21 protein-coding genes are annotated in these 25,133 nt (G+C 72.0%); 10 read left to right on the forward strand and 11 right to left on the reverse strand.

Annotation, left to right across the window (positions count from 1 at the left end):
• The first annotated feature begins 443 nt into the window (after positions 1–443).
• Positions 444–2,159, forward strand: a complete 1,716-nt coding sequence (locus ABZT47_RS19610; protein WP_354843633.1) for an expansin EXLX1 family cellulose-binding protein — start codon at positions 444–446, stop codon at positions 2,157–2,159.
• A 217-nt stretch (positions 2,160–2,376) separates the two neighbouring features.
• On the opposite strand, the gene ABZT47_RS19615 is transcribed toward ABZT47_RS19610, so the two are convergent.
• The gene (locus tag ABZT47_RS19615; RefSeq protein WP_354843636.1) at positions 2,377–3,345 is read right to left on the reverse strand and encodes a DUF5937 family protein; all 969 of its coding nucleotides are present in this window, start codon (positions 3,343–3,345) and stop codon (positions 2,377–2,379) included.
• Positions 3,346–3,426: 81 nt separating this feature from the next.
• Here ABZT47_RS19615 and ABZT47_RS19620 point away from each other — a divergent pair, with 81 nt between their 5' ends.
• The gene (locus ABZT47_RS19620) at positions 3,427–4,656 is read left to right on the forward strand and encodes an MFS transporter (protein WP_354843639.1); all 1,230 of its coding nucleotides are present in this window, start codon (positions 3,427–3,429) and stop codon (positions 4,654–4,656) included.
• A gap of 114 nt (positions 4,657–4,770) precedes the next feature.
• Entirely contained in the window at positions 4,771–6,561 is a 1,791-nt protein-coding gene (locus tag ABZT47_RS19625) for an NAD+ synthase (protein ID WP_354843641.1), read from the forward strand.
• 93 nt (positions 6,562–6,654) lie between these two features.
• On the opposite strand, the gene ABZT47_RS19630 is transcribed toward ABZT47_RS19625, so the two are convergent.
• Both ABZT47_RS19630 and ABZT47_RS19635 read right to left on the reverse strand, forming a co-directional pair.
• A complete protein-coding gene (locus ABZT47_RS19630) occupies positions 6,655–7,260 on the reverse strand; it encodes a TetR/AcrR family transcriptional regulator (RefSeq protein WP_354843644.1) in 606 nt (201 codons plus the stop codon).
• Between the two features lie 7 nt (positions 7,261–7,267).
• Positions 7,268–8,827, reverse strand: a complete 1,560-nt coding sequence (locus ABZT47_RS19635) for an MFS transporter (RefSeq protein ID WP_354843647.1) — start codon at positions 8,825–8,827, stop codon at positions 7,268–7,270.
• Positions 8,828–9,260: 433 nt separating this feature from the next.
• Between ABZT47_RS19635 and panB the strand changes: the two genes are divergently transcribed.
• Entirely contained in the window at positions 9,261–10,112 is an 852-nt protein-coding gene (gene panB, locus ABZT47_RS19640) for a 3-methyl-2-oxobutanoate hydroxymethyltransferase (RefSeq protein WP_354843651.1), read from the forward strand.
• A 128-nt stretch (positions 10,113–10,240) separates the two neighbouring features.
• On the opposite strand, the gene ABZT47_RS19645 is transcribed toward panB, so the two are convergent.
• On the reverse strand, positions 10,241–11,416 hold the full coding sequence (locus ABZT47_RS19645) for an aminotransferase class I/II-fold pyridoxal phosphate-dependent enzyme (RefSeq protein ID WP_354843654.1): 1,176 nt from the start codon (positions 11,414–11,416) through the stop codon (positions 10,241–10,243).
• Between the two features lie 118 nt (positions 11,417–11,534).
• Positions 11,535–12,206 carry an NADPH-dependent F420 reductase gene (gene npdG, locus ABZT47_RS19650; protein WP_354843657.1) on the reverse strand — a complete coding sequence of 224 codons (672 nt, stop codon included), beginning with the start codon at positions 12,204–12,206 and terminating at the stop codon, positions 11,535–11,537.
• Between the two features lie 97 nt (positions 12,207–12,303).
• Here npdG and ABZT47_RS19655 point away from each other — a divergent pair, with 97 nt between their 5' ends.
• Positions 12,304–12,888, forward strand: coding sequence for a hypothetical protein (locus tag ABZT47_RS19655; RefSeq protein WP_354843660.1), 585 nt, complete (start codon positions 12,304–12,306; stop codon positions 12,886–12,888).
• A gap of 402 nt (positions 12,889–13,290) precedes the next feature.
• Positions 13,291–13,551: a hypothetical protein gene (locus ABZT47_RS19660; RefSeq protein WP_354843662.1), complete on the forward strand. Its 261-nt coding sequence runs from the start codon at positions 13,291–13,293 to the stop codon at positions 13,549–13,551.
• On the opposite strand, the gene ABZT47_RS19665 is transcribed toward ABZT47_RS19660, so the two are convergent.
• Complete coding sequence (locus tag ABZT47_RS19665) at positions 13,548–13,730, reverse strand: hypothetical protein (RefSeq protein ID WP_354843665.1); 183 nt, start codon at positions 13,728–13,730, stop codon at positions 13,548–13,550. The two genes, ABZT47_RS19660 and ABZT47_RS19665, sit on opposite strands and share 4 nt — an antisense overlap.
• Positions 13,731–13,835: 105 nt before the next feature.
• On the opposite strand from ABZT47_RS19665, the gene map reads away from it, so the two are divergent.
• The gene (gene map, locus ABZT47_RS19670; protein WP_354843668.1) at positions 13,836–14,684 is read left to right on the forward strand and encodes a type I methionyl aminopeptidase; all 849 of its coding nucleotides are present in this window, start codon (positions 13,836–13,838) and stop codon (positions 14,682–14,684) included.
• A gap of 93 nt (positions 14,685–14,777) precedes the next feature.
• On the opposite strand, the gene ABZT47_RS19675 is transcribed toward map, so the two are convergent.
• From ABZT47_RS19675 to ABZT47_RS19685, 3 genes are all read right to left on the reverse strand, one after another.
• Positions 14,778–16,727, reverse strand: coding sequence for an alpha/beta hydrolase (locus ABZT47_RS19675; protein ID WP_354843672.1), 1,950 nt, complete (start codon positions 16,725–16,727; stop codon positions 14,778–14,780).
• Positions 16,728–16,913: 186 nt separating this feature from the next.
• Positions 16,914–17,812, reverse strand: a protein-coding gene (locus ABZT47_RS19680; RefSeq protein ID WP_354843878.1) for an IS5 family transposase whose coding sequence is annotated in 2 segments (ribosomal slippage) — positions 16,914–17,464 and positions 17,464–17,812 — 900 coding nt in all. Because the reading frame shifts where the segments join, the coding sequence is not laid out codon by codon here.
• Between the two features lie 95 nt (positions 17,813–17,907).
• On the reverse strand, positions 17,908–18,786 hold the full coding sequence (locus ABZT47_RS19685) for an aldo/keto reductase (protein ID WP_354843675.1): 879 nt from the start codon (positions 18,784–18,786) through the stop codon (positions 17,908–17,910).
• 85 nt (positions 18,787–18,871) lie between these two features.
• Between ABZT47_RS19685 and ABZT47_RS19690 the strand changes: the two genes are divergently transcribed.
• The 3 genes from ABZT47_RS19690 to ABZT47_RS19700 all read left to right on the forward strand — a co-directional run bounded on the left by ABZT47_RS19690 (position 18,872) and on the right by ABZT47_RS19700 (position 22,373).
• Positions 18,872–19,573: a TetR/AcrR family transcriptional regulator gene (locus ABZT47_RS19690; protein WP_354843678.1), complete on the forward strand. Its 702-nt coding sequence runs from the start codon at positions 18,872–18,874 to the stop codon at positions 19,571–19,573.
• Positions 19,574–19,834: 261 nt separating this feature from the next.
• Positions 19,835–20,473 (forward strand): DedA family protein, encoded by a 639-nt coding sequence (locus ABZT47_RS19695; RefSeq protein WP_354843681.1) that lies wholly within the window; start codon positions 19,835–19,837, stop codon positions 20,471–20,473.
• Between the two features lie 181 nt (positions 20,474–20,654).
• Positions 20,655–22,373 (forward strand): thiamine pyrophosphate-requiring protein, encoded by a 1,719-nt coding sequence (locus ABZT47_RS19700; RefSeq protein WP_354843684.1) that lies wholly within the window; start codon positions 20,655–20,657, stop codon positions 22,371–22,373.
• 313 nt (positions 22,374–22,686) lie between these two features.
• Here ABZT47_RS19700 and ABZT47_RS19705 read toward each other — a convergent pair whose 3' ends face one another.
• Positions 22,687–23,487 carry a hypothetical protein gene (locus ABZT47_RS19705; RefSeq protein ID WP_354843687.1) on the reverse strand — a complete coding sequence of 267 codons (801 nt, stop codon included), beginning with the start codon at positions 23,485–23,487 and terminating at the stop codon, positions 22,687–22,689.
• Positions 23,488–23,933: 446 nt separating this feature from the next.
• Positions 23,934–24,929, reverse strand: coding sequence for a LuxR C-terminal-related transcriptional regulator (locus ABZT47_RS19710; protein WP_354843690.1), 996 nt, complete (start codon positions 24,927–24,929; stop codon positions 23,934–23,936).
• Positions 24,930–25,133 lie beyond the last annotated feature (204 nt).

Raw genomic sequence — 25,133 nt, forward strand, 5'->3', positions numbered from 1 at the left:
ATCCCACTCCGGAGATGGGACAAGAGCAGCCTGCGGTTGCTTAATGTGACAGCATGGTGCCGTTCCGCATTCGTCAATGCCGACGTCCGGCGAGGAGAGCACACATGGAGGCGGATCGGCGGCGCGCCAGGCCGACGGCATCGCGACGGTGGCCACGGCGTCCGATGACGCACGCTCATGATCAGGCGCGGGCAGGAGCCCGCGACCTGCCGGACGCGCGCCGCGCGCCGGGCGACGACGAGATCACGTCAGGACGCTCGCCGAGCGATGACGAGGTCACTTCCGGACGCTCGCCGAGCGATGACGAGGTCACTTCCGGACGCTCGCCGGGTGACGGCGACGTCACGCCTGGGCGGGCACCGCGCGATCGCAGGGCCACGTCGAGACGCTCGCCGGGCGACGGCGAGGCCGCGTCCGGACGGTCACCCGGCGACCACGAGGTCGTGTCCGCGCGCTCCCGGGGCGACCGTCGGCGCAGGGGGCGACGGTCGCGGGCGGCGGCGTGGCACCGGCTGGCGTGGGCGGTGTCCCTGGGCACCGCGCTCGCGCTGGTGGCGCTCGGCGCGCAGGTCGGCCGCAACGCCGCGTGCGCCGCGTCGGGCCCGGGGCCGGGCGGGCCGGGCGGCCTGTCGCGGGTGCTCGGCGGCGACTGCTCCCTGCTGGGGGCGGTGCGCGACGCCCTGGTCGTCGCGGTCTCCCCCGTCGAGTACGCCGGCTCGGCCGCCTGCGGCGCGTATCTCGACGTCACCGGCCCGCGCGGCACCGTCCGCGTGCAGGTCGTCGACGAGTGCCTGTCGTGCGCCACGGGAGAGCTCGACCTCAGCGGCCCCGCCTTCGCCCGCATCGCCGACCCCGGCCGGGGCGTCGTGCCCGTCGGCTACCACAGGGTGCGCAACCCCGCGGTCCCGAGGCCGGTGGCGTTCCGCCTCAAGCAGGGCTCCTCGGCCCGCTGGCTCGCCATCCAGGCCGTCGACCACGGCAACCCGCTGCGCCGGTTGCAGATCTCGCGGGACGGGCGCTGGCGCGACCTGTCGCGCGCGCCGGACAACTACTGGGTGGCCGACCACGGGGCCGGGTCCGGGCCGTACACCGTCCGCATCACCGACGTCTACGGGCAGCGGCTGGTCGCGCGCGGCATCGGCCTGCTGCCCGGCAGCCTCCAGCGCACCTCCGACCGCCTGTACGCCCCGGGGTCGGCATCTCCCGCCCCGTCGGCGTGGGGGGCGTCCGCGCGGCGCACCTCCGGCAACGCACCTCCGCGCATCGGCGGGTGGCCGCCCCGCACGGGTGGCGGCGTCCCCTCCCGCGTGGACGACCGACCGGCCGGCGCCTCAAGGTGGTCGGCCGCACATGGCGCCCCCGGTGCGCCGGGCTCCCATGGGCCCGCGGGCTCTCGATGGCCGCCGGGTTCCCGGGCTCCCTCGGCCGGCTCGGGTCCCTCGGGTCTCTCCGGCGCCTCGGGTGCGCAAGGGCGGTCCGGCACGCAGGGGGCCTCCGGCGCCCACGGAGCCCCCGGCGCGTCCGCGCCTTCCCGCCCTGGCGGTTCGGGCGGTTCGGGCGGTTCCGGCACCTCCGGAGCGTCCGGGACTTCCGGCGGTCCCGGCGGTTCCGGGGCTTCTGGTGGTTCCGGGGCCTCCGCGCCTTCTGGTGGTTCCGGGTCTTCTGGTGGTGCCGGGGCTTCCCGGGCGGGCGGCCGGGCCGCCGGGCCGGCCGGCGGCGGGCCGGCGGCACGGCCGCGCTCCGGGGACGGCACGGCCGCGGACGTCGCGCCAGGGGGCGGTACGAACGCGAACCTTCCGCCCTCGGCGGGTGCGAACGGCGCCGGCGGGGGCGCCTCGTCCGCGGGCCGATCCTGGGGGGCCGGGTCCGCGGACGCCTCCTCCCTGGCCGGCGCGTCCGGCGGGACGCGTCCTGACGGGGCCGCCCCGGACGGCGCGGCGCTCGGGCCGGCCGCGTCCGGTCTCGCGTCGGCCGGCGGCATCGCCTCCGAGGGCATGCCGGTGGGCAGCGGTGAGTCCTCACGGGCCGTGGCCGAGGGGCCGGTGAACGAGAACGGCGCGGCGCGGGGCACGTTGGACGCCTATCCGGGCGGCTCGCGTCCCGCGTCCGGCCGCGCCCCGTTCGCCGCCCTGCCCTCCGTCCGCCCCTTCTTCTGCTGACGCCGGCGACCCGCCCGCCGTCGCCGGGATCGCCGGTCCGGCGGCGGTCAGGCGGCGGTCAGGCGGCGGTTCGCGCGCCGTCGCCCGGACCACCGATCCGGACGGAGTGACCATCGCCGCCATCCCGGATCCGGCCGGAGTAAGGAGTAAGCGTCCCGGATCCGGCTTGAGTCAAAGGAGGGACGGCGGCTGGTGTGCCGCCGCCGGTGCCTCGAAGTCAGGAGGCGCCGGCGAGGGCGTCGCCGGTGGGGGTGCGCCGGTAGAGGACCTCACGGCCGAGTCGTCTGCGGACGACCAGGCCGCTGGCGCTCAGGACGGACAGATGCTGCGAGACCGCGCCAGGGGTGATGGACATCCGCCTGGCGATGGCCGTGGTGGAGGCGGGGTCGCGCAGCGAGAGCAGCAATTGGGCGCGGGTCCTGCCGATGAGCGCGGCGAGCGCGCCGGGCGCCGGGGGCGGGCCGGCCTCCCACAGCGTGCCGACGCCACGCGCCGGGTAGACGAGCATCGGCTGGTAGGGCTCGGCCATGACCGCGATGTCCGGCCAGCGGAAGGCGCTCGGCACCAGCAACAACCCGTCTCCTCCCAGGTCACCGGCGTGGCACCAGGCCCCTCCTGTGGCGGTGGTGAGCCGGTCGCCCTCCCAGCGGACCGAGGGGTGCAGGTCGGCGAACAGCTCCTTGGCCCCGCCCGCGGCCAGACGGCGGGTGCGCCACATCAGGTCGGCCTCCAGCAGCCCGTGCACCCGCGGCCAGTGCTCGGCGTGCGCGAGCTCCCAGTACGCGGCGAGGGTGTCGGCCACGCGGCGGACCCCGGCGGCCGGGTCGGCCTGGAACCGGGCGATCGCCCGGGTGTCGGGCGTCGCCACCCAGCCGGCCTCCTCCGCGGCCTTCTCGGCGGGCGTCTCGCGCACCCGGGCCAGCTCGGCGGCGAAGTCGGGCAGCGGCGTGTCGGGCGGCGGGGTCAGGAAGTCGGCGATGTACCCGCGGGCCGGGGCCAGGGCGAGCAGTTCGGACAGGTCGAGCTCGCCGAGCCGCGGCTTGACGGCGCGCAACCACGGCAGGTGGACGGAGTGGCGCGCGGGAGCGCTGAGCACGCGCAGGCTCGCGACGACCTCCCAGAGCGGGGAGAAGGCGAACCGCAGGCGCGCCAGGTCGTCGGCCTCGAACCGCCACTGCACTCCCACGGGGCCCCCGCCCTTCACCGATGTTTTAGCACAGCCTAAAAGATTGGCACGGCGGCAAGGCCATGTCCAAGGCTGGACCTCGTGACCAGCGTTATCTCCGACAGGCCTTCCTTTCTCCAGTCCAGAATCGGAGGGTTCCCGCGCGCCTTCTGGGTGCTCCTCGGCGGCACCTTCATCAACCGGCTCGGCACCATGGTCGAGCCCTTCATCGGCATCTACCTGACCCAGGCGCGCGGGCTGCCCCTGGCGACGGCCGGCCTGGTGCTGGCGGTCTTCGGCATCGGCTCGTTGATGTCGCAGCTCGTTGCGGGCTGGCTGGCCGACCATCTCGGCCGGCGCGCGACCCTGGCGGGCGGCATGGTCGCCACGGCGGCCACGATGATCGCCCTCGGGTACAGCACCTCGCTGCCGGCGATCGTCGCCGCGATGGGCGTGCTCGGCGTCGTCGTGGACGCCTACCGCCCGGCCTCGCAGGCCCTGGTCGCCGACCTGATCCCGGCGCACGACCGGTCGCGCGCGTTCGGGTTGCTCTTCTGGGCGATCAACCTGGGCTTCGCGGTGGCGATGGTCGCGGGCGGCATGCTGGTCAGGTCCGGGTTCGTCTGGCTGTTCTGGATCGACGCGGTCACCTCGGTGGTCTTCGGCGTGCTGGTGTGGCGTGCCGTGCCGGAGACGCGCCCCGACAGGACGCGCGAGGCGGGCGGCTTCGGTGATGTGCTGAAGGACCGGCTGATGGTCACCTATGTCGCCTTGACGCTGCTGTACACCTTCGTCTACCTCCAGGCGTACACGACGCTGCCCCTGGCGGTCACCTCCTCGGGGCTGCCCGCCTCCGCGTACGGGTTCGCGATGGCGGTGAACGGTCTGCTGATCGTGGTGGTGCAGCCGCTGGTGGGGCACTGGCTGGCCAAGCGGGACCCCAGCGGCACGCTGGCGCTGGGCATGGCGGTGTGCGCGCTCGGGTTCGCGCTCACCGCGTTCGTCTCCACCACCGCCGGGTACGCGGTGAGCGTCGCGATCTGGACGCTGGGCGAGGTGGTCACGGCGGGCATGGCGGGCACGGTCGTCGCGCTCCTGGCTCCGCCGCATCTGCGTGGCCGTTACAGCGGGCTGTTCGGCTTCGCCTGGTCGGCCGGCGGGCTGCTGGCCCCGCTGATCGGCACCCGCCTGCTGAGCGCCGGCCAGGCCACGTTGTGGATCACGGTCGGCGTACTGGGGCTGCTCGCGGCTCTCGGCCAGCTCGCCATCGGCCCCGCCATCCGCCGGCGCGCCGCCGCCGCCCACCCCGTCGGGGTGGGCGTGGGCTCCTAGAGCAGGGAGGGATGGGCGGCCCCCGCCGGGGAAGGCGGGTTACGGCCGGGCGCTCGTCCACAGCCGGCGGTCCGGCCCCTGTTCGCCGACGCCGTCACACGTAAGGTGGACACCGTGCCTCAACTGCGAATAGCCCTCGCCCAGACCAACCCGTCGGTAGGCGACCTGTCCGCCAACGCCGGTGAACTCGTCGAGTGGACGCGGCGCGCCGCAGATCGCGGCGCACACCTGGTCGTGTTCACCGAGATGTTCCTGACGGGTTACCCCGTCGAAGACCTGGTGCTGCGCACCTCGTTCGTCGACGCCTCGATCGCGACGCTCTCGGCGGCGGCGACCCGGCTGGCCGACGAGGGCCTCGGCGAGCTGCCCGTGGTCGTCGGCTACGTCGACCGTTCCGGGGTCACGCCCCGCGCCGGGCAGCCCAAGGGGGCGCCGCTGGACGCCGCCGCGCTGCTCCACCGCGGCCGGGTCGTCACCAGGACCGCCAAGCACCACCTGCCCAATTACGGCGTCTTCGATGAATACCGCTACTTCATCCGCGGCGACCGGCTGCCGATCTTCCGGCTGCACGGCGTGGACGTGGCGATCGCCGTCTGCGAAGACCTGTGGCAGGACGGCGGCCCGGTCGCCGCGGTCGCCCAGGCGGGCGCGGGCCTGCTCGTGGTGCCGAACGCCTCCCCCTACGAGCGCGAGAAGGACGACGTGCGCCTGGCGCTGTGCGCCAACCGCGCCCGGGAGGCCGGGTGCGCCCTCGCCTACGCCAACCAGGTCGGCGGCCAGGATGAGCTGATCTTCGACGGCGACTCGATCGTGGTGGACGCGCAGGGTGAGCTGGTCGCCCGGGCGGGCCAGTTCCGCGAGGAGCTCCTGGTCACCGATCTCGAGCTGCCGACCGCCGACCCGTGGGTCAGCCCCGGCTCGTTCCCCGTGGACGCCGGCGACGGCACCACGATCACGGTCGAGCGGCTGGTGCTGTCGGGCGACCCGCTGCCCGCCTACGACCCCGAGCCGCCGACGGTCGCCCCGCGTCTCCCCGACCTGGAGGAGGTCTACTCGGCGCTGGTCCTCGGCGTGCGCGACTACTTCGCCAAGAACGGCTTCCGGTCGGTCATCCTCGGCCTGTCCGGCGGCATCGACTCGGCGCTGACCGCCACGATCGCCGCCGACGCCGTCGGCCCCGACCGGGTCCACGTCGTCCTGATGCCCTCCCGCCACTCCTCCGACCACTCGGTGAGCGACGCGCGCGACCTGGTCGACCGGCAGGGGCTGCACTCGCGGCTGGTCCCGATCGAGGGCATCGTCGACGCCTTCGAGAAGGAGGTCGAGCTGAGCGGGCTGGCCGCCGAGAACCTCCAGGCGCGCGTGCGGGGCATGCTGCTGATGGGGCTGTCCAACGAGCACGGCCACCTGGTGCTCACCACGGGCAACAAGAGCGAGCTGGCCACCGGTTACTCCACTCTCTACGGCGACTCGGCGGGCGGCTTCGCCCCCATCAAGGACGTCCTGAAGACGACGGTGTGGCAGCTGTCGCGCTGGCGCAACGAGCAGGCCGGGCGCGAGAGCGAGCTGCTGCACCGCTTCGACCGGCCGCCCATCCCCGAGAACTCCATCACCAAGGAGCCGAGCGCCGAGCTGCGTCCGGACCAGCGGGACACCGACTCCCTGCCGCCGTACGACGTGCTCGACCGGCTGCTCGCCGACTACGTCGAGCACGACATGGGCAAGGGCGAGCTGGTCGCCGCCGGGCACGACGCCGAGCTGGTGGCCAGGGTCATCCGCCTGGTCGACCTGGCCGAGTACAAGCGGCGGCAGTATCCCCCGGGCCCCAAGATCACCCCGAAGAACTTCGGCCGTGACCGCCGCCTGCCCATCACCAACCGCTGGCGGGAGACCCCCGCCTCGTAGTCCCCGCCCTACGCCGGGCGGCGGCCGGGCCACGATCCCTCCGCCACCGGCCGCCCTCAAAGCCCCCGGGGAACGCTCGCCGGGACGAACCGCTCAGGGCCGCAGGCCGCTCAGGATGAGGTCGGCGATGCGGTCGGGGAGGTCGGCAGGCAGTTCGTCGTCGTTGTCACGCCATTTGGTGAAGAACATCATGGCGCCGGACAGCGCCGCGATCGCCATCTCGACGTCCACGTCCGGGCGCAGCTCACCGGATTCGACACCCCGCTGGATGACCGACCGCAGGGCCTCCCGCCGGGGACGCACCACGATCTCCCGGAACCGCTCGGTCAGGTGGGGGAAGCGGTCGGACTCGCCCAGCGCGATGTTCATGATGCAGCGGGTGCGCGGACTGTGGCTGTCGGCCTGCATCGCCGCCAGGTAGCGGATGACGTCGTCGCGCACCGACAGGCCGGGCAGCTCGGGTATCGGGGCCTTGAGGCTGGCGAGCGCGTCGACGACGAGCTCCTCCTTGTTGGACCACCGCCGGTAGATGGTGGTCTTCCCGACACCCGCCCGCGCGGCGATCGCCTCGATGGACAGCTCGGCGACACCGGTGCCATCGGCGATCATGGCGATCGCCGCGTCGATGATCGCCTTCTCGGCCTTCTCGCTGCGGGGACGGCCGGGCGTGCGGACCGTCCCCGTCTGCTCAGTCACCATGGTCAGATCACACTACTGCCGGTTCCTTGCTTTCCGGTCGAGCGACCGGGGTGGCGGTCGCGTTCTTACCTGGCAGCCACTTGGCGACGACGGCCGCGCCGATGAGCGCGACGACCGCGCCGCACAGCGCCGTCACGTGCATGCCGTCGACGAACGCCTGCTTGGCCGGGGCGATGAGCGCGGCGCCCTTGGGGCCGAGCGATTGGGCGACGCCCAAGGTGGCCGTGATCGACTCGCCGGCCGCGTGCCGCACGTTCTCCGGCAACCCCGACAGCGCCCCCGCCATGTTGTCGCGGTAGCTGGCCGACAGCAGCGAGCCGAGGACGGCGACGCCGAGCGCTCCGCCCACCTGGCGGACGGTGTTGGTCATCGCCGAGCCGACGCCGGCCTTCTCCCGGGGAAGGGACGACATGACGGCCTCGGTGGCCGGCGGGTTGATGTTGGCCATCGCCGCGCCCTGGACGAAGGCGAGCCCCATGAAGACCCAGACCGAGGTGCCGACCTCCAGGAAGGCGAAGCCCGCCAGCGCGCCGGCCACGATGACCAGGCTGACCGTGGCGACGGCCTTGCCGCCGAACCTGCGCACCATCTGGGCGCTGAGCGGCGAGAAGATGAGCTGCGCCGCCGCGAACGGCAGCATCAGCGCCCCCGCCTGCAGCGGGCTGTACCCCTTGACGATCTGGAGGTAGAACGCCAGGAAGAACATCACGCCCATCATGGCGAAGAACACCAGGCCGACGCTGGCGACGGCGGTGGAGAACCTCGCGATGCCGAAGTAGCGGACGTCGAAGGCCGGGTGGGCGGTCCTGCGCTCATGCCAGACGAAGGCCGCGAGCACCGCGACGCCGGCCAGGCCGGGCGCCCACACCTCAGGGTCGGTGACGGTGCCGAGCTCGCCGCCCTTGATGATGCCGTAGATGACGCCGACCAGGCCGATGATCGACAGCAGCACGCCGACCGGGTCGAGCTGTGCCTTGTCCGGGTTCCTGGACTCGGGCACCAGCAGGGCGATCAGCACCGAGCTGATGAGCACGACCGGCACGTTGACCAGGAAGACCGAGCCCCACCAGAAGTGCTCGAGCAGCACGCCGCCGGTGATCGGGCCGATGGCGATGGCCAGGCCGACGCCGCCCGCCCAGATGCCGATCGCCTTGGCGCGCTCCTGCGGCGCGAAGACGTTGGCGATGATCGCCAGAGTGGCCGGCATGACGGCGGCGCCGCCGAGGCCCATGGCGGCCCGCGCGAAGATCAGCTGCGTCGGATCCTGCGCGTAGGCGCTGGCCAGCGAGGCCAGGCCGAACAACACCATGCCGACCTGCAGCATGCGCTTGCGCCCGAACCGGTCACCCAGCACGCCGAAGGTGAACAGCAGGCCGGCGAAGACCAGCGTGTAGGAGTTGATGGCCCACTCGAGCTGGCTCTGCGTCGCGCCGAGCCCCGCCTCGGGGTCGGAGATGACCTTCAGCGCGACGTTGAGGATCGTGTTGTCCAGAACGATCGCCAGCAGGCTGAACACCATGACGCCGAGGACCTGCCATCGGCGTGGGTGACCTGTCGGTTGTTCCACTGCTTCATCCCCCCAGGAATTAACACGTCTGTAATTTCGATACGGTTGAGTATCGCAACGCTACCGTAGCGCTTCTAGATTCGATACGCAACGGTTTCGTTTCGTTATTCACCGGCCGTCCACCCGGCCGTCCCATTGGCGGGCATGACGGACCTCGGGCGTTCCCGGGCGGCGCCGGGCGCTCTCCCAGGGGCCTGCGGGACGCTACCCGAGCGCACCGACAGAACCTCCTCGGACGTGCGGCGGCATCCCCGCCGGCGTGCCCGCGATCTCGCCGGCACGGGCTCGCGGCCCCAGGGGTATGGGGGACTCCGACAGGGGAACGCCGGGATGAGGAGGGGGCCTCCCGGGTGTTGCCTTGACGGTCAGACATGCGATGATCTGACCGTCCGGGGACGCCACAAGGGCGCCTCGAGGCCTGGAGGGATCCATGATGTCCTCTACGTCCCAGATTGCCAGCTCGCCGACCGCGCTCTACGGCGGCCAAGCTGGACGCAGGATCACCGTCCGCGACATCTCCGCCGCCAAGGAACGCGGCGAGAAGTGGCCGATGGTCACCGCCTACGACGCGATGACGGCTCGGGTGTTCGACGAAGCCGGCATTCCGGTCATGCTGGTGGGCGACTCGGCCGCCATGGTCGTCTACGGGTACGACTCGACCCTTCCCGTCTCCGTCGACGACCTCATCCCGCTCACGGCGGCGGTCGTCCGCGGGTCCTCGCGCGCGATGGTGGTCGCCGACCTGCCCTTCGGCTCCTACCAGTCCTCATCCGAGCAGGCCCTCGCCTCCGCGGCGCGGTTCCTGAAGGAGGCCGGCGCCCACGCGGTCAAGCTGGAGGGCGGCCGCCGGGTGCTCCCCCAGGTCGAGACGCTGGTCTCGGCCGGCATCCCGGTGATGGGCCACCTCGGGCTGACCCCGCAGTCGGTCAACGCGTTCGGCGGCTACCGCGTGCAGGGACGCGGCGAGTCGGGCGAGCAGCTCATGGCCGACGCCAAGGCGCTGGAGCACGCGGGCGCCTTCTCCGTCGTGCTCGAATGCGTGCCCGCCGACCTGGCCGCGCGGGTGACCGCCGCCTTGTCGATCCCCACCATCGGCATCGGCGCGGGCCCGTCCTGCGACGCCCAGGTGCTCGTCTGGCAGGACCTCATGGGTCTCACTCAGCGTCCGGCGAAGTTCGTGAAGAAGTACTTCGACCTGGCCGGCGAGATGGACCACGCGGTCCGCGCGTTCGCCGACGAGGTGGTCTCCGGCGCCTTCCCGGCTCCCGAGCACAGCTACCGCTGACCGCCCGCGGCGGCCCGCCGACCGGTCAGGCCGCCGCCCGTGCGGCACCCCGTACTCGGCCGTCCCGCTCGCTCTACCTCGTTCCCACCAACGGAGCAGAGCGGGCGGGTGGCGCGGTGACCGTCCGTCTAGGCGTCGAGGGCCTGGGCGAAGTCGGCCCACAGGTCGTCAGGGTGCTCGATGCCGACCGCGACCCGTACGGTGCCCTCGCCGATCCCCGCCCGCTGGAGCTCGTGGGCGGTCAGCGAGCGGTGCGAGGTCGTGGCCGGGTGCAGGATCAGCGTCTCGACGCCGCCGAGCGAGGGGGCGAGCAGCGCGAGCCGGACCGAGCTCATGAACCTCTCCCCCGCCGCGCGCCCGCCCACCAGGTCGAAGGAGAACACCCCGCCGAAGTCGGGCAGCAGCTTGGCGGCCAGCTCGTACGACGGGTGCGAGGGCAGGCCGGGCCAGTGGACGGCCGCGACGGCCGGGTGCTCGGCCAGCCGGGTCGCGAGCGAGCGGGTGTTGTCGCAGTGGCGGGCCATGCGCAACGGCAGCGTCTGCATGCCGCGCAGCGTCAGCCAGGCGGCGAACGGGTCGAGGGTCGCGCCGAGCTTCGTCGCGTACGACCAGACCTTGCGATGCGCCGCGTCGTCGGCGAAGACGGCGATGCCGCCCAGCACGTCGCTGTGCCCGCTCAGGTACTTGGTCATGGAGTGGACGACGACGTCGGCGCCGTGCTCCAGCGGCCGGCACAGCACCGGGGAGGCGAAGGTGTTGTCCACCACCGTAGTCACCCCGGCCTCGCCGGCGACGGCGCACATGCCGGGCAGGTCGGCCACCTGGGTCATCGGGTTGGCGATGGTCTCCAGGTACAGCAGCTTGGTCTCGGGCCGGATCGCCTCGCGCGCCGCCGCCGGGTCGTCCTGCGGCACGTAGGTCACCGACACCCCGAACCGCTCCTGGAGGTCGGCGAACGACGCGGCGGTGCCGCCGTACAGGGCCGTCTGCGCGATCACATGGTCACCGGGCTGGAGCAGCCCGAACAGCACGGTGTTGATCGCCCCCATGCCCGAACCCGCGGCCACCGCGCCCACGCCGCCCTCCAGGCCCGCGACGGCCTCCTCCAGCGCGCGCACGGTCGGGTTGCTCAGCCGCCCATAGACGAAGGCGCCGTCGGGACGTCCCATGCCGTCGGCGAAGACGGCCGGATCGTCGAACACGAACCCCGACGTTTGGTACAGCGGCACCGCGATCGGCGTGCTTCCGTTCAGCGGCGGGTTGGGCAGGTGGACGGCACGGGTCTCCGGGTGCAAAGAGCTCATGCCGTCAAGAATGACCGCAAACGCCCCGTTTTGTCAGATCGCCTCCGGGCCACAGGCCGCAACCCCCACCACCGTCCGGCGCCCGCACCACGGTCAGGCGCCCTCGCAGGACGCGAGGTCAGACGTCGGTCACCCGCAGACCGGCGTGGGCCTTGTACCGGCGGTTGATCGAGATGAGGTTGGCGGTGAACGCCTCGATCTGCCGGGCGTTGCGCAGCCGCCCGCCGTACACGCCGCGTGCGCCGGGGATCCGCGACGCCAGCGCCTGCACCGTGTCGGTCGCCTCGCGGTCGTCTCCCAGCACCAGCACGTCGAGATCGATCTCCGCCACGGCCGGGTCGAGCAGCAGGACGGCGGAGACATGGTGGAAGGCCGCGACCACGCGGCTGCCGGGCAGGACCGCCGCCGCCTGCTGCGCGGCGCTGCCCTCCTCCACCTCCAGCGCGAAGGCCCCCTGCTTGTCGAACCCGAGCGGGTTCACGCAGTCGACGACGATCTTGCCGGTCAGCTCAGAACGCAGCGACGCGAGGATGGACCGGTGCCCGTCCCACGGCACGGCCACGATGACGACGTCCGCCTCCGCGGCCACGGCGGCGTTGTCGGCGCCGCTGATCGGGAGCCCGGAACCGAGACCGTCGGCCGCCTCCTGGGCCCGCGAGGCGCTGCGCGAGCCGATCATCACGGTGTGCCCCGCGATCGCGAACCTGCGGGCGAGCCCCTTCCCCTGGTCGCCCGTGCCGCCGAGGATCCCCACCGACAGGCCGCTGACGTCCGGCAGTGCATCGCTCATGGTGTGCCTGATCTCCTCGTCGCGCTCTGATCCTCTCGATCATGCCAGGTGGCGCTATCCGGGACGGCGGCGGGGGCGATGATGCACCATGGAGGCCATGGACGCTGCGTCGGTGGCCTTCCTGCGCGAGGTGCTCTCCACCACCCGCTGGGTCGAGCGCACCCGTGAGCTCGGCACCTTCCTCCGCTCGACCCGCTCGCCCGGCGGGCTGCTGCTGGTCGGCACCCCGAAGGACGAGCCGTGGCACCTCGCCGCCCACCTCGACGACGAGGCGCGCATGTCGGGGCTGTCCCAGCTCGCCCCGACGCTGGTGCGCTGGTCGCCCCCGGCGGACGCGCCGCCGCACCTCGCCGTCGGCATCGACCGCATCCAGGCGGCCCGTCGCGGCGAGACGCTGTTCGTCGTGGCCGAGGACAAGGCGCCGGCGCCTCTGCTCGAACGCGTCGACGACGCGCGGCGCACAGGGGCGACGATCCTCGCTCTGGACGGCGGCGACCCCGAGCTCGAGGGTCTGGCCCACGACGCGCTGGCGGTGCCGTCCCACGACGGCCTGTTCACCTTCGACGCCGCCCAGCACCTGGTCAGCATGGCCGCCGGGGAGGGGCCGCGCTCGGGCGGCCGGCTCATCGATCGCCTGGCCCGCCTGGCCGAACGCATCACCGGCCCGCGCCTCCCCGACTGAGCCACCGGCCCCGGCCACCCTCCGGGGCCGGCCGGACATCGTCGAAGAAAGACCCATTCGGCCGGGATATCGGAAGCAGAACCTACGTCCCGATAGGACGTAGGTTCGCTCGCTGCTGAATCATGCCCAACCAGGTGGCATGCCTGTTCAGCGCCCACCCCGGACGGCGCCCGCACCGGGCGTACGCTGGCGGACAACACCGGTCAAGCGAGGTGAGCCGCACGAACGCCGGCACTCGCAGCAGCGCGCGGCCCGGCCCACCGCGGACGCCGGCATGTCGATGGATAGGGGGAACAGAGTTGCACTGCACCCACCCACGCCAGACATTTCCCGTTATAGGCGACACGCGCCGCCTTCATCGCCTTCACCGCCGGCTGCGCGCTTCCGCCGGGGCATGAGACGGTGCCGCTCCTGATCGACATCCTGGGCATGCTCGGCGCCGGGGTGCTCGTCTACGCCTACGCCATGCTGTCGATGCGCAGGTTGTCCGGCGATGGGCTCGCCTACCAGCTCCTCAACCTCGGCGGAGCGATCGCCCTGATGATCAACTCCGCCGTGCACCTCGCGTGGCCATCGGCCCTGCTCAACCTCGTCTGGTGCGGCATCGGCATCCTCGCCGTCCGGCGCGTGATGGCCACCCGGCCGTGGAGGCGCGAGGTCTAGTCTCCGTCCCACTCCTTGTCGCCTTCCTGCCAGCTCTTGTTGCGCGCGGCGGCCGTCTCCAACGCCGCCGCCGCCGCGTCACGCGTGGCATAGGGCCCCATGCGGTCCTTGTTCGGACAGCCCTCGTCCGGCTCGACCGCCATGTGCTTCAGGCAGAACCACCACTGGTCGGCGCTCATGTCTCTCCTTGCCGTACGGATGATCTACAACAATGCCCGCAGAACGGCCGGCGCGCTCGTTCTGCGGCAGATCCTGCCCGCTTGCCGCCGAACTAGACTTGGCGCATGACGACACTGCTCCGGCCAGGACGGCTCTCGCCCACCCGCAAGGTTCCCGCCGACATCGAGCGCCCGGAGTACGTCGGCCGCAAGGAGCCCCGGCGCGGCACCTCCGACGTCCAGACGCCCGAGACGATCGAGCGCATGCGCGTCGCGGGCCGCATCGCCGCCCAGGCGCTGGAGGAGGTCGGCCGGCACATCGCCCCCGGCGTGACCACCGACGAACTCGACCGCATCGGGCACGAGTTCCTCTGCGACCACGGCGCCTACCCTTCGACGCTGGGCTACCGCGGCTACCCCAAGTCGCTGTGCACCTCGATCAACGAGGTGATCTGCCACGGCATCCCCGACGACACCGTCCTCAACGACGGCGACATCGTCAACATCGACATCACCGCCTACATCGGCGGCGTGCACGGCGACACCGACGCCACCTACCTGGTCGGCGAGGTGGACGAGGAGTCGCGCCTGCTGGTCGAGCGCACGCGCGAGGCGATGATGCGGGCGATCAAGGCGGTGGCCCCGGGGCGTCAGCTCAACATCGTGGGCCGGGTGATCTCCGCGTACGCCAAGCGCTTCGGCTACGGCGTGGTGCGCGACTTCACCGGGCACGGCATCTCGACCTCCTTCCACTCGGGCCTGATCGTGCCCCACTACGACGACCCGTCGCTGTCGGTCACCCTGGTGCCCGGCATGACCTTCACGATCGAGCCCATGCTCACCCTGGGCACCATCGAGTACGACCTGTGGCCCGACGGCTGGACCGCCGTCACCAAAGACCGCAAGCGCACCGCCCAGTTCGAGCACACCTTGGTGGTCACCGACACCGGCAGCGAGATCCTCACCCTCCCCTGACCGCTCCCCGCACATCGCGCCCGCCCTGAACCGCCATGCGCGAGATGCGGAGCATCGTCGGAGCGCCGCGCACCGGCCGGCGGCCGGGCGTGATCACAGGTACAGCACCCACCACAGCAGCAGGGTGACGGCGGCGGCCACGGGGACGGCGGTCTGCCAGTGCAGGCGGCTGCGGAGCAGCGCCACCAGGCTCAGCGCCGCCGAAAGCGCCGCGACGGTGCCATACCACAGGACCGCCGAGGGGACGCCGATGCCGAGCGCGGTCTGGTTGGACGCCGCGGCGCTGTAGAGGCCCACCGCGGTCAGCAGGATGAAGGTGACCCCCGTGAAACCGGCGACCGTGGTGAGGGCCACCACCGAGCTCACCCTGCCTGCCGCGCTCTGCCGGACCAGCGCCCGCATCCCCACCACGAGTTGGCCGAACGAGGTGACCAGGAACAGGGCGAACGGGATGAGCAGCCACCAGGCGCCGGTGCTCACGCGGTAGACGACCGGAGTGACGTGGAAGTCCCCCGGGCCCGAGATGGCGTACGACGCCCGGCCGGGATCGCACGGGGACGCCGCACGAGGGTCGGCCACGAAGGCCGAGATGGTCTGCCGCCCGCACCGGCTCGACAGGAACACGGCGTGCCCCACGCCGGCGAACTCGACGACCCTCGCCCCGGGCAGTGCCCGGGCCGCGGACCTGGCCTTCGCGACCGGCGTCGTGGGATCGAACTCCCCGCCCACCACCAGCACGGGCGCGCTGACGACCCTGCGCGGCGCCGTCGGTGCGGGGCCGCGGGTGAGGACGGCGGAGGGGGAGGCGGGCAGCCCCCAGGCGTCGCAGACCGCCTTGTCGGCCTCGACCGTGAACAGCCGAGGGTGGCCCTGGCCGGAGAAGGTGTTGAAGGGCGCCTCGTCCTGGCACATCACCGCGTAGAACAGCCCGAACTCGTGGGACACCAGCCCGCCGCCGGCCTGGTCGGCCAGCACCTGCAACGGACGGTCGTCTCCGTCGGCCACGGCGTCCACCAGCGCGGGCACGACCGGCAGGACGTCCACCTCGTGCATCGCCTCGTCCAGGATGGTGGCCACGTCGTCCCCGGTCAGCCGGACGGTGATCGGACGGCCGGTGAGGGGGTCGGAGGTGCGGACCTGCGCCGGCCGTTGGTTCAGGCGCCGGACCATCGTCGCGAAGCGCCCGGACAGGCCCGGCCATTCGCGGCCGAGCGACGCGATGGAACCCGCCAGATCGGCGGCCGCCTCGTCGTACCGGCGGGTCAGCGGGGGGAAGAAGGAGTCCAGGACGACCGACCGCGTGCCCTCGGGGTCGGCCTCCGCGGCGGCGAGCATCGACCTGGTCGAATAGCTGACGCCGAACAGGTTCCACCGGTCGTATCCCAGCGCGCGCCGCAGATCGACGACGTCGGCGGCGATCTCGGAGGTCACGTAGCCGCGCAGGTCGACCCCCTGTCGCGTGAGCCGGTCGCGGCAGGCCGTGGCGCCGGAGGCCATGCGGGCGCGTTCGGCCGGGTCGGCGGGCCCGCCGGGCATGCTCAGGGTGTCGAGAAGGGCCCGGGCGATCTCGGGGCAGTCGAGCCGCGGCCGTGACCACCGGCTGCCGCGCTGTTCGAGCACGACGACGTCACGGTCGCGGCCGAGAGGCATGTCGGTGAGGTAGCCGGTGAGCTGGACGGAGGCCGAGGCCGGGCCGCCGCTGGTGTAGACGACGGGATCGGGCCGGCGGTCGGCCGCCGTGGAGCGGTGAAGGGCGTAACCGACGCGGATCTCCCGGCTGTCGCCGACGTCCCTGCGCTCGGGCACCACCAGGAACCCACACTGCGTGCCCGCCGGCACCGGGACCGGACAGACCCCCGCCTCCACCCGGGGAACCCGGGCGGTGGTGGCGTCGGTGAGGGGACGGGCGGCGGCCGCCGCGGAGGGCGGGGCGAGGGTGGCCGGCAGAAGGGCAGAGGTCAGTGTGAGCAGGGTGAGCAGGGTGAACCCCAATGCCGGCCACCGCCGGGTCAGGCGCGTGAAACCGCGGAACGGCCGGTGCATCGATCTCCTCCAGCCCGGGGCCACTCGGTCATGTGTCCCGAGACTAGTAGCCGGATCTTCGCCACGAGCAGGCCGACCTCTGCCCTGTGGACAACCGCTCTAACAGCGGACGAGCGCAGACCGCGGCACATGATCGTTCACGGTTCGCGGACCAGCCTGCCCCCTCTAGGCCGTGTCTGATAATGATCACTTTGCTGGTTGGCGGAGCCAGAGGATGAGTGAGGCGATTTCGAGTCCGGCCCGGTAACGGACGGCGAGCTTGTCGAAGCGGGTGGCGACGGCGCGGAACTGTTTGAGCCGGTTGAAGCAGCGTTCCACGACGTTGCGCTGCTTGTACGCCTGTGCGTCGAAGGCGGGCGGGCGGCCCCCGCGGGAGCCCTGGCGGAGCCGGTTGGCCTGCTGGTCCCGCCGTTCGGGAATGGTGGCCGTGACGGCGTGGCGCCGGCACCAGGCTCGGATGGCCCGGGACGAGTACGCCTTGTCGGCCAGGATCCTGTCCGGGCGGGTGCGGGGCCGTCCCTTGCCCGCACGCGGGACGCGGACCGCGTGCATCACGGCCTCGAACGTGGTGGCGTCGTGGACGTTGCCCGGCGTGAGGACCAGGGCGAGTGGGAGGCCGCGGCCGTCGACGGCCAGGTGGACCTTGGTCGTCAGCCCGCCCCGGGACCGGCCGAGGGCCTGCCGCGTCGCCGAGCGTTCTGAATCCGCCAGTTCGTCCCCGCCGACCGCCCCTTTATACGGGCGCCGGCGGCGTGCTGATGGGCGCGGTTGATCGTGGAATCCATCGACACGGTCCACTCGACTGCACCGACCGTGTCGTCGCGGACCTGGACGTGCTTCAGCAGCTTCGCCCAGGCGCCGTCCGCCTCCCATCGGGCGAAGCGCTCGTAAACCGTCTGCCAGGGCCCATACCGTTGCGGCAGGTCCCGCCACGGCGCACCTGTACGCAGCCGCCACAGCACCCCGTTGACCACCTGTCGATGATCCCTCCACGGCCGTCCACACCTATCAGCCCGAGGAAGCAGCGGCTCTATCCGCTCCCACGCCGCATCCGTCGACTCTCCCCGAATCGCCACGACATGCATCATCCCGAACGGCGATATGGGCGCCGTCACAGAACCCCGGAGATCATTCGTCAGGTGCGGCCAAGGGCCGATAGCGACATCCCCGGGGCCCTTGTTCAGCGGTGGCTCTGAGCGGGGGGCGTGGGCTGGCCGAGGGCCGCTTGCGACTCGTCGACGAGTCCGGTCAGGCGCGCGACCTCGGTGTCGGTCAACTGTTCGGCAACTTCGGAAGCTGCGATGTTGGACCGGAGGTGGTCGGTACTGCTCGTGCCGGGGATGACGACCATGGAGGGCGAACGGCGCAGCAGCCAGGCCAGTGCGATCTGGGCCGGTGTGGCGCCCAGGCGCTCTGCCGGGCCGGTCAGCTCCTGGTGGTCGCTCAGCCGTCCGGCGGCAAGCGGGAAGTAGGGGATGAAGAGGATGCCCTGGGTCTCGCAGTCGGCGAGGACCTGGACGCCGCTGCGGTCAAGCAGGTTGAAGCGGTTCTGCACCGCCGCGATGGGGGTCATCTGCTGGGCGCGGGCCAGCATCTGCGGGGACGCGCCGGACAGGCCGATGCGGCGGATCAGCCCCTGGTCTCGCAGCTGGACGAGTGCGCCGAGCGACTCCTCCAGCGGTACGTCTTGGTGCGCGCCGGGGGTGTCGCCGACGAGTCGGAGGTAGGTCAGCTCGCTCGCGTCCGTTCTCATGTCGGTAAGGGCCTCGTGGACCTGCCGCCGGACCGTCTCGGGGCGGCCGTCGACGATCCAGGACTTGTCCGGGCCGCGCTCTGCGCCGACCTTGTTGCCCACGATCACGCCCTCGGGGATCGGTCCCAGCGCCTGCCCGATCAGCTGGTTCACCGTTCGTGGCCCGTAGGCGTTGGCGGTGTCGAAGAAGGTCACGCCCAGCTCGACGGCCAGGCGCAGCACCCGCCGCGCCGCCTCCGGGTCGTCCGGGAATCCCCAGACCTTAGGGCCCGCGAGCTGCATGGCGCCGTATCCCACACGATTCATCGACCTCTCCCGCCGTATCGCTGTAACGCTATTTTCCGTATCACTGTCTGAATCAGTGATACGCCTTATGGCGTAGCATTGCAACGTGGATGATGCGAAGACCCGCAGTCGCCGGCAGATCCTGGAAGTCGCAGCCGAACTCCTGGAACGGGAGGGCGCCCAGGCGCTCTCCACCCGCGCCGTCGCAGCGGCGGCCGGCATCCGGGCCGCCTCCTTGTACCAGCTCTTCGGCGACAAGGACGGGCTCCTTTCGGCGCTGGCCATCCACGCCTTCGACCTGTACTTGGCGCAGAAGCACACTCTGACGCCGAGCGGCGACCCGGTCGACGACATGCGCCGCGGATGGGACATGCACGTCGACTTCGGCCTGAAGCACCCCGCCTTCTACCTGCTGATGTACGGCACCGACCGCCCCGGCCGCCGCCCACCCGCCGCGCGGGAGGCGCAGGAACTCCTCATGACGTTCCTCGGCCGCGCCGCCTCCGACGGCCGCCTACGGGTGCCGCCCGTCCTTGCCGCCCACCTCACGCTGGCAGCGGTGACCGGCGTCACGCTCTCCCTGATCGGCATCCCCGAGAGCGACCGCGATCCGGAGGTCTCACCACGCATGCGGGAAGCACTCATCGACGCCCTGACCACCGATACGAGCCCAGCCCCAGACCCGACCCTCGCCGCTCGCGCCCTCGCGCTCGATGCCGCCCTCGGCGGGGCGGATCCAGCTACCGTCCCGCTCCGCCCCGTCGAGACCGCACTCCTGCACGACTGGCTCCAGCGTCTCGCCCACTAGCGCGCTGTCCACGAATGTTCACCGGTTCGGGCGCCGTGGCAGGCGCCGGCATCGCCGTACCACGACCCGCCGACCCGGCGCCGATCACCGCAGCACGTGGCCGGGGATGGAGAGCCGCGCCCGGAGAACGTATGTGGTCACCGCACTAGCCACTCGCGGTGGCGTCCGGAGCCCGGCGACCTCGCGGCCCTGACGCCGGATCGCCCACCCGGTTCTCGCCCTCATGCCGCGGAATGCCCGATCTTGCATAGCGTGTCGGGCATGGACACGACGGTTGACGGGGTCGCCGGATGGGCGACCGGGATGATGGAACGGCTCGGAGCCCCGGGCGCCGGACTGGCGATCGCGCTGGAGAATCTGTTCCCCCCGCTGCCGAGCGAGGTGATCCTCCCCCTGGCGGGATTCACCGCGAGCAGGGGTGAGATGAGCCTGTTCGACGCGCTGCTCTGGACCACCCTCGGCTCGGTGATCGGCGCTCTGGCCCTGTACGGCGTCGGGGCCGCACTCGGGCGCGATCGGACGGTGGCGATCGCCGCGCGCCTGCCGCTGGTCAAGGTAGAGGACATCGAGAAGGCCGAGGCGTGGTTCCGCAAGCACGGGACGAAGACGGTGTTCTTCGGACGGATGATCCCGGTCTTCCGCAGCCTGATCTCGGTGCCCGCCGGGGTGGAGCGGATGCCGCTGGCGCACTTCGTCACCTTGACGACCCTGGGAAGCCTGATCTGGAACTCGGTGTTCGTGCTGGCCGGATACCAGCTGGGCGAGAGCTGGTCGCTGGTCGAGGGCTACGCGGGCATTCTGTCGAAGGTCGTCATCGGGCTCGCCGCGCTGGCCGTGGTCACGTTCGTGGTCGTGCGGCTACGCGAACGCCGGAGCAAGGGCAGGCACGCCGCCCGCTGATCCGCCGGCACGCAGCCGACGGCACGGCGGCCGCGGCCGCCGGATGCTCAAGGGTGCCGGGCGCCTCCGGTCCTGCCGCCGAGGGGGAGACGGCGCGGGCGCTGATCTTCTACGCTCAGCACTCGACGCAGATTCAACGCGCGATAGATGCCGCTATGTCAGTTATGTCAGGAGATACCGCGTGGACCACTTCCAGCCGGCGACGACCGCCGAGCACCTGCTGTGGCTGCTCGCCGAGCACGGCGTGGAGCACCTGTTCCTCAACCCCGGCACGGACTCCGCCCCGCTGCAGGAGGCGATCGCCACGCTGGCCAAGGCCGGCGCGCCCGCCCCCAAGGTCATCATCTGCTCGTTCGAGGCGGTCGCGCTGGCCGCGGCGCACGGCTACTGGCAGGTGACCCGTCGCCCTCAGGCCGTGTTCGTGCACGTGGACGTGGGCACGCAGAACCTCGGCGCCATGGTGCACAACATGCTGCGCGACCGCGCCGGAGTGGTGGTCATCGCGGGCAAGACGCCGTACGCGGAGGAACCGGGCGCGCCCGGCGGCCGTTCCCACACCATCCACTGGCAGCAGGACGTCCCCGACCAGGCCGGCGTCGTGCGCGGGTACGCCAAGTGGGTCACCGAGATCACCCGGCCGGGCATGCTGGCCCGGGCCATCGGCCGTGCGGTGCAGGTCGCTACGGGCGGGGTGCCCGGGCCGTCGTACCTCATGGTCTCCCGCGACGTCCTGATGGACCCGCCGGCGCCGGAGCTGGGCCGCACCACCGGCTACGCGGTCCCCCGCCCGCCCGCGGCCGACCCCGAGACCGTGCGCTGGATCGCCGAGCGGGTGGCGGGCGCCGAACGGCCGCTGCTCATCACCGCGAAGGTGGGCCGCCGCGCCGAGGGCTTCCACGCGGTCACGCGCCTGGCCGATCTCGCGCGGGTCCGGGTCGTCGATCTGGCCGAGAGCGGCTGCGTCAGCATCTCGACGTCGCACCCGATGAACCTGCTGACGGCGGCGGAGGCGCAGCAGGCCGTCGAGGAGTCCGACCTGATCATGGTCGTGGACGCGGACGTGCCGTGGATCCCGAGGTTCACCCATCCCCGCGAGGACGCGACGGTCGTCCACATCGACGTCGACCCGCTGAAGACCGACATGCCGATGTGGACCTTCCCGGTGGACGTGGCCGTGACGGCCGACGGGGTCACCGCCCTCGGCCAGATCGCCGACCGGCTGGAGGAGATCGGCCACACCGCGCCCGCGACGCGGCCGGCCGCGACCGCCACCGGCACCTCCACGTCCGCGAGCAAGACGGCCTCGGCGGCCACGAGCGGCGCCGCCGAGGGGCCGATGACCGGGGCCGAGGTCGTCACCGCGCTGAACGAGGTGCTGCGCGCCGACGACCTCGTCGTCGAGGAGTCGGTCACCAACGCCCGCGCGCTGCACGAGAACCTCGCCCGCACCGAGGCCGCCACCATGTACGGCACGGGGTCGCCCGGCCTGGGCTGGGGGCTCGGCGGGGCGGTGGGCGTCAGCCTGGCCTCACCGGGACGCCGGGTCGTGACCGTGGTGGGCGACGGCAGCTTCATGTTCGGCGTGCCGACGGCGGCGCTGTGCCTCGCGGCCGAGGCGGGCGCGCCGATCATGGCCGTCGTGCTCAACAACGACGGCTACCGCGCCAGCCGGCTGCCGGTCTTCGAGCTGTTCCCCGAGGGCCTGTCCGCGAACCGGGGGGACGCCGAGGGGACGCGTTTCAGCGCGCCGCCCGACTTCGCCGCCGTCGCCCGCGCCTGCCACGCCCACGGCGAGACCGTCACCGACCGGGCCGACCTGCTGCCCGCGCTGCGCCGCGGCCTCGAGGCCGTCGAGGCGGGCCGGTCGGCGGTGGTGGACGTCCACATCATCCGCGACTGAGCCCCTCTGACAGCGGTGCGGGCGCTCGATCACGGCCGCCCGCACCGCCCACAGCGGACGACACCGCCGGTAGGCGGACGACACCCCGGACGCCGCACCGCGGCACCGCGGCACCGGCACAGGTGGACGACACCGCGGACGCCGCACCGCGGCACCGGCACAGGTGGACGACACCGCGGACGCCGCACGGCGGCACCGGCACAGGCACAGGCACGGGTGAACGACACCCCGGACACCGCGCGGCGGCGCCGGCGAAGGACACAGGCCGGTCCCGTCGCCGCCCACCCGGCGACGGGGCCGGCCTGCGCGCTGGTCAGGGCCTCGGCACGGCGTCGCACCGTCTTCGGCCCGCGTCCACTCCGTAAAGCACGTCCACCGCACCGCGGGCGCCCGCCCGATGCCGGGCCACCGCACCTCGCCGGACGCGCATCAGCCGACCGCTACCACGCCCGGCATGCGCACCGCGACCGCTGTCCGTCCCCTGACCGGCGTCCGTCCCCTGACGGGCGTCCGTCCCCTGACCGGCGTCCTCCCTTCGCCGGGCGTCCTCCCTCTGGCCGGTTTCCCGCCCTTGGCCGGCGTCCGTCCTTCGGCCGGTGTTCGCGGCGAGGACGGTCTCCGGCTCGTGGACGTGATCCACTCCGGCCGAGTCGCCCTCGCGTGCCGCGAAGGCGAGGGCGTCGAAGACCCGCTCGCGCCGCCGGAGCAGCCGCGCGGGGTTCCTCGGCATGCCCGCCGTCATGGTCAGCACGTCCGCCGGTGAGACGCCGAACCCTCCCAGTTGCGGCATCCGGACGATCGCGATCTCCTCGGCCCGCCCGGTGACCCGGCTTCCCGACGGGGTCTGGCGGATCTCGAACGACATCACTCCCGCACCGCACTCGATCTCGACCTTCAGTACATCTCCGCTACGCGTCACGGGCACGGCTCTGCCGTTCGCCCTTTCCCGCCATGTCAGACCAGCCTCCATCGCGATCAGCGCGGCCTGCTCGGGCGTCATCGGGAATTCACCGGCGATCGACGCGAGCGCGTCGCTCCCCCGCCGGTTGCTCCACGAATAGACGACTCCGGACAGCAGCGTGATCCCGAGGATGGCGATGGTCAACCCCTCCATAGCCGCTCCTCGCCTGCGCCGGCACCACCGGCGACGTCGACCCGTCTCCCCCCCGTGCCGACGGCCGGAAGCCGCCAGGTGCCGACAAACCCCTCCCTTTTGACATAAGGACGATATCCGCATCGATCACCCATAGCGCCACCCCTTGGGGTGGGTTTTCCCGGTGGATACCGCAGTACTAAGTACTGCCTGGGCTCGCTCGGTGAAGCCGAGTGAACAGCCGGTGACCACAATGCGGGGAGAGGGCACCCGAGAAACACCTCAAACGACCTCAGAGCACCATACAGAGAACGCGGAACGTGCAGACGAACGTGTGTTGCGAATGGTTCGCAAGTAACGTGCGAGACGCCGCCGTCCAGGGACGATGCGGTCACACAAGATCGGCCAGGGGTCCTCAGGGGGTACGGACGCGCCGGGAGCGCCGCCCCCGACCGGAACCGGCGGCACTAGTCGAAGAATTGCTCCAGCCTGGCCGCGATACCGGACCGTTGCTCGACGCCGAGCTTGCGCAATATGCGGGAGACGTGGCCTTTGATGGTGGATTCGGTGACGAAAACCCGCGCGGCGATCTCCTTGTTGCTCAGGCCGCCGCGCGCGATCAGCAAGGCGATCTCCCGCTCCTTGGAGGAAAGCGAGTTGAGCAGGTTCTCGGCCCGGACGGAAGGCCGGGCGATGATGTCCATGGTCTCGGTCTGGCCCCGCTCGCACTGGTGCCGCAGTTCCCTGACCATGCGCACCAGCTCTCGCTCTCCGATCGGGATGGCCTCCTCCACCGCGCAGATCTTGCTGTGCAGCTCGGCGAGGATCTCCGAGACGTCCTGCACCACCTCCACCACCGACGGCTGGTCGCCGTCCGCGCCGGCCGGCGGGACGGCCAGCCCTTCACGGTTGAGCTCGTCCTCCCGCTCGCGGGCGAGCACGGTCGCCACCGAAGCGGCCGTCCATTCGAAGGCCCGCACGTGCTCGTCGGTGTAGGCGTGGCTCTTGTAGGTCTGGATGGAGGCCAGGCCGATCACCACCTCCTCGCCGTCGCGGGTGTCGAACATGGGGATCGTGATGGCGTCGGCCGACACCCGCTGGTCGTCGCCGAAGGCGACGCCGTGGTGCAGGAGCATGCCGTTGTCGCTGGCGTAGGTGTAGGTGCGCTTGTTCCGCAGAATCCACGCGGCCTGCCCTGTGGGGCCGTATCCGAACACCTCCGGCGGCATGTAGCGCTTGACGGCGATGGTGTCGTCGTAGGTGTACGGATAGACGATTCTGCGCCCCTCCCGGTAGAACCCCACGTAGAAGGCGTCCACGCTGCAGATCGTGCTCATGGCGAAGCGCCAGTAGTCGAACAGCGCGTGATGGTCGCCCATCCGCATGCGAATTCCCCGGTCGGCCTGGCTCAGAGCCGCCGCGACGTCCGGCGAGAACCCGGAGTTGGAACGAGCTGCCGACACTCGTCTCTCCCTTGACCATCTCGGCGTCCGTGGACTCACACCCGGCGAATGCGGATGTGCTGTCGAGCCTTACTGACCGACGTCCGCTACGTCATCATTCCACCGGAATTGGTGCCATTAAGTGATCGTTTCGCTCCCAAACCCACCCAAAGAACACGGACAACCGCGGCTCACAAGCCCACGACCTCGGTCGATACCATTTCG

Source organism: Sphaerisporangium sp. NPDC005289, from assembly GCF_040607455.1.
GTDB lineage: Bacteria > Actinomycetota > Actinomycetes > Streptosporangiales > Streptosporangiaceae > Sphaerisporangium > Sphaerisporangium rhizosphaerae.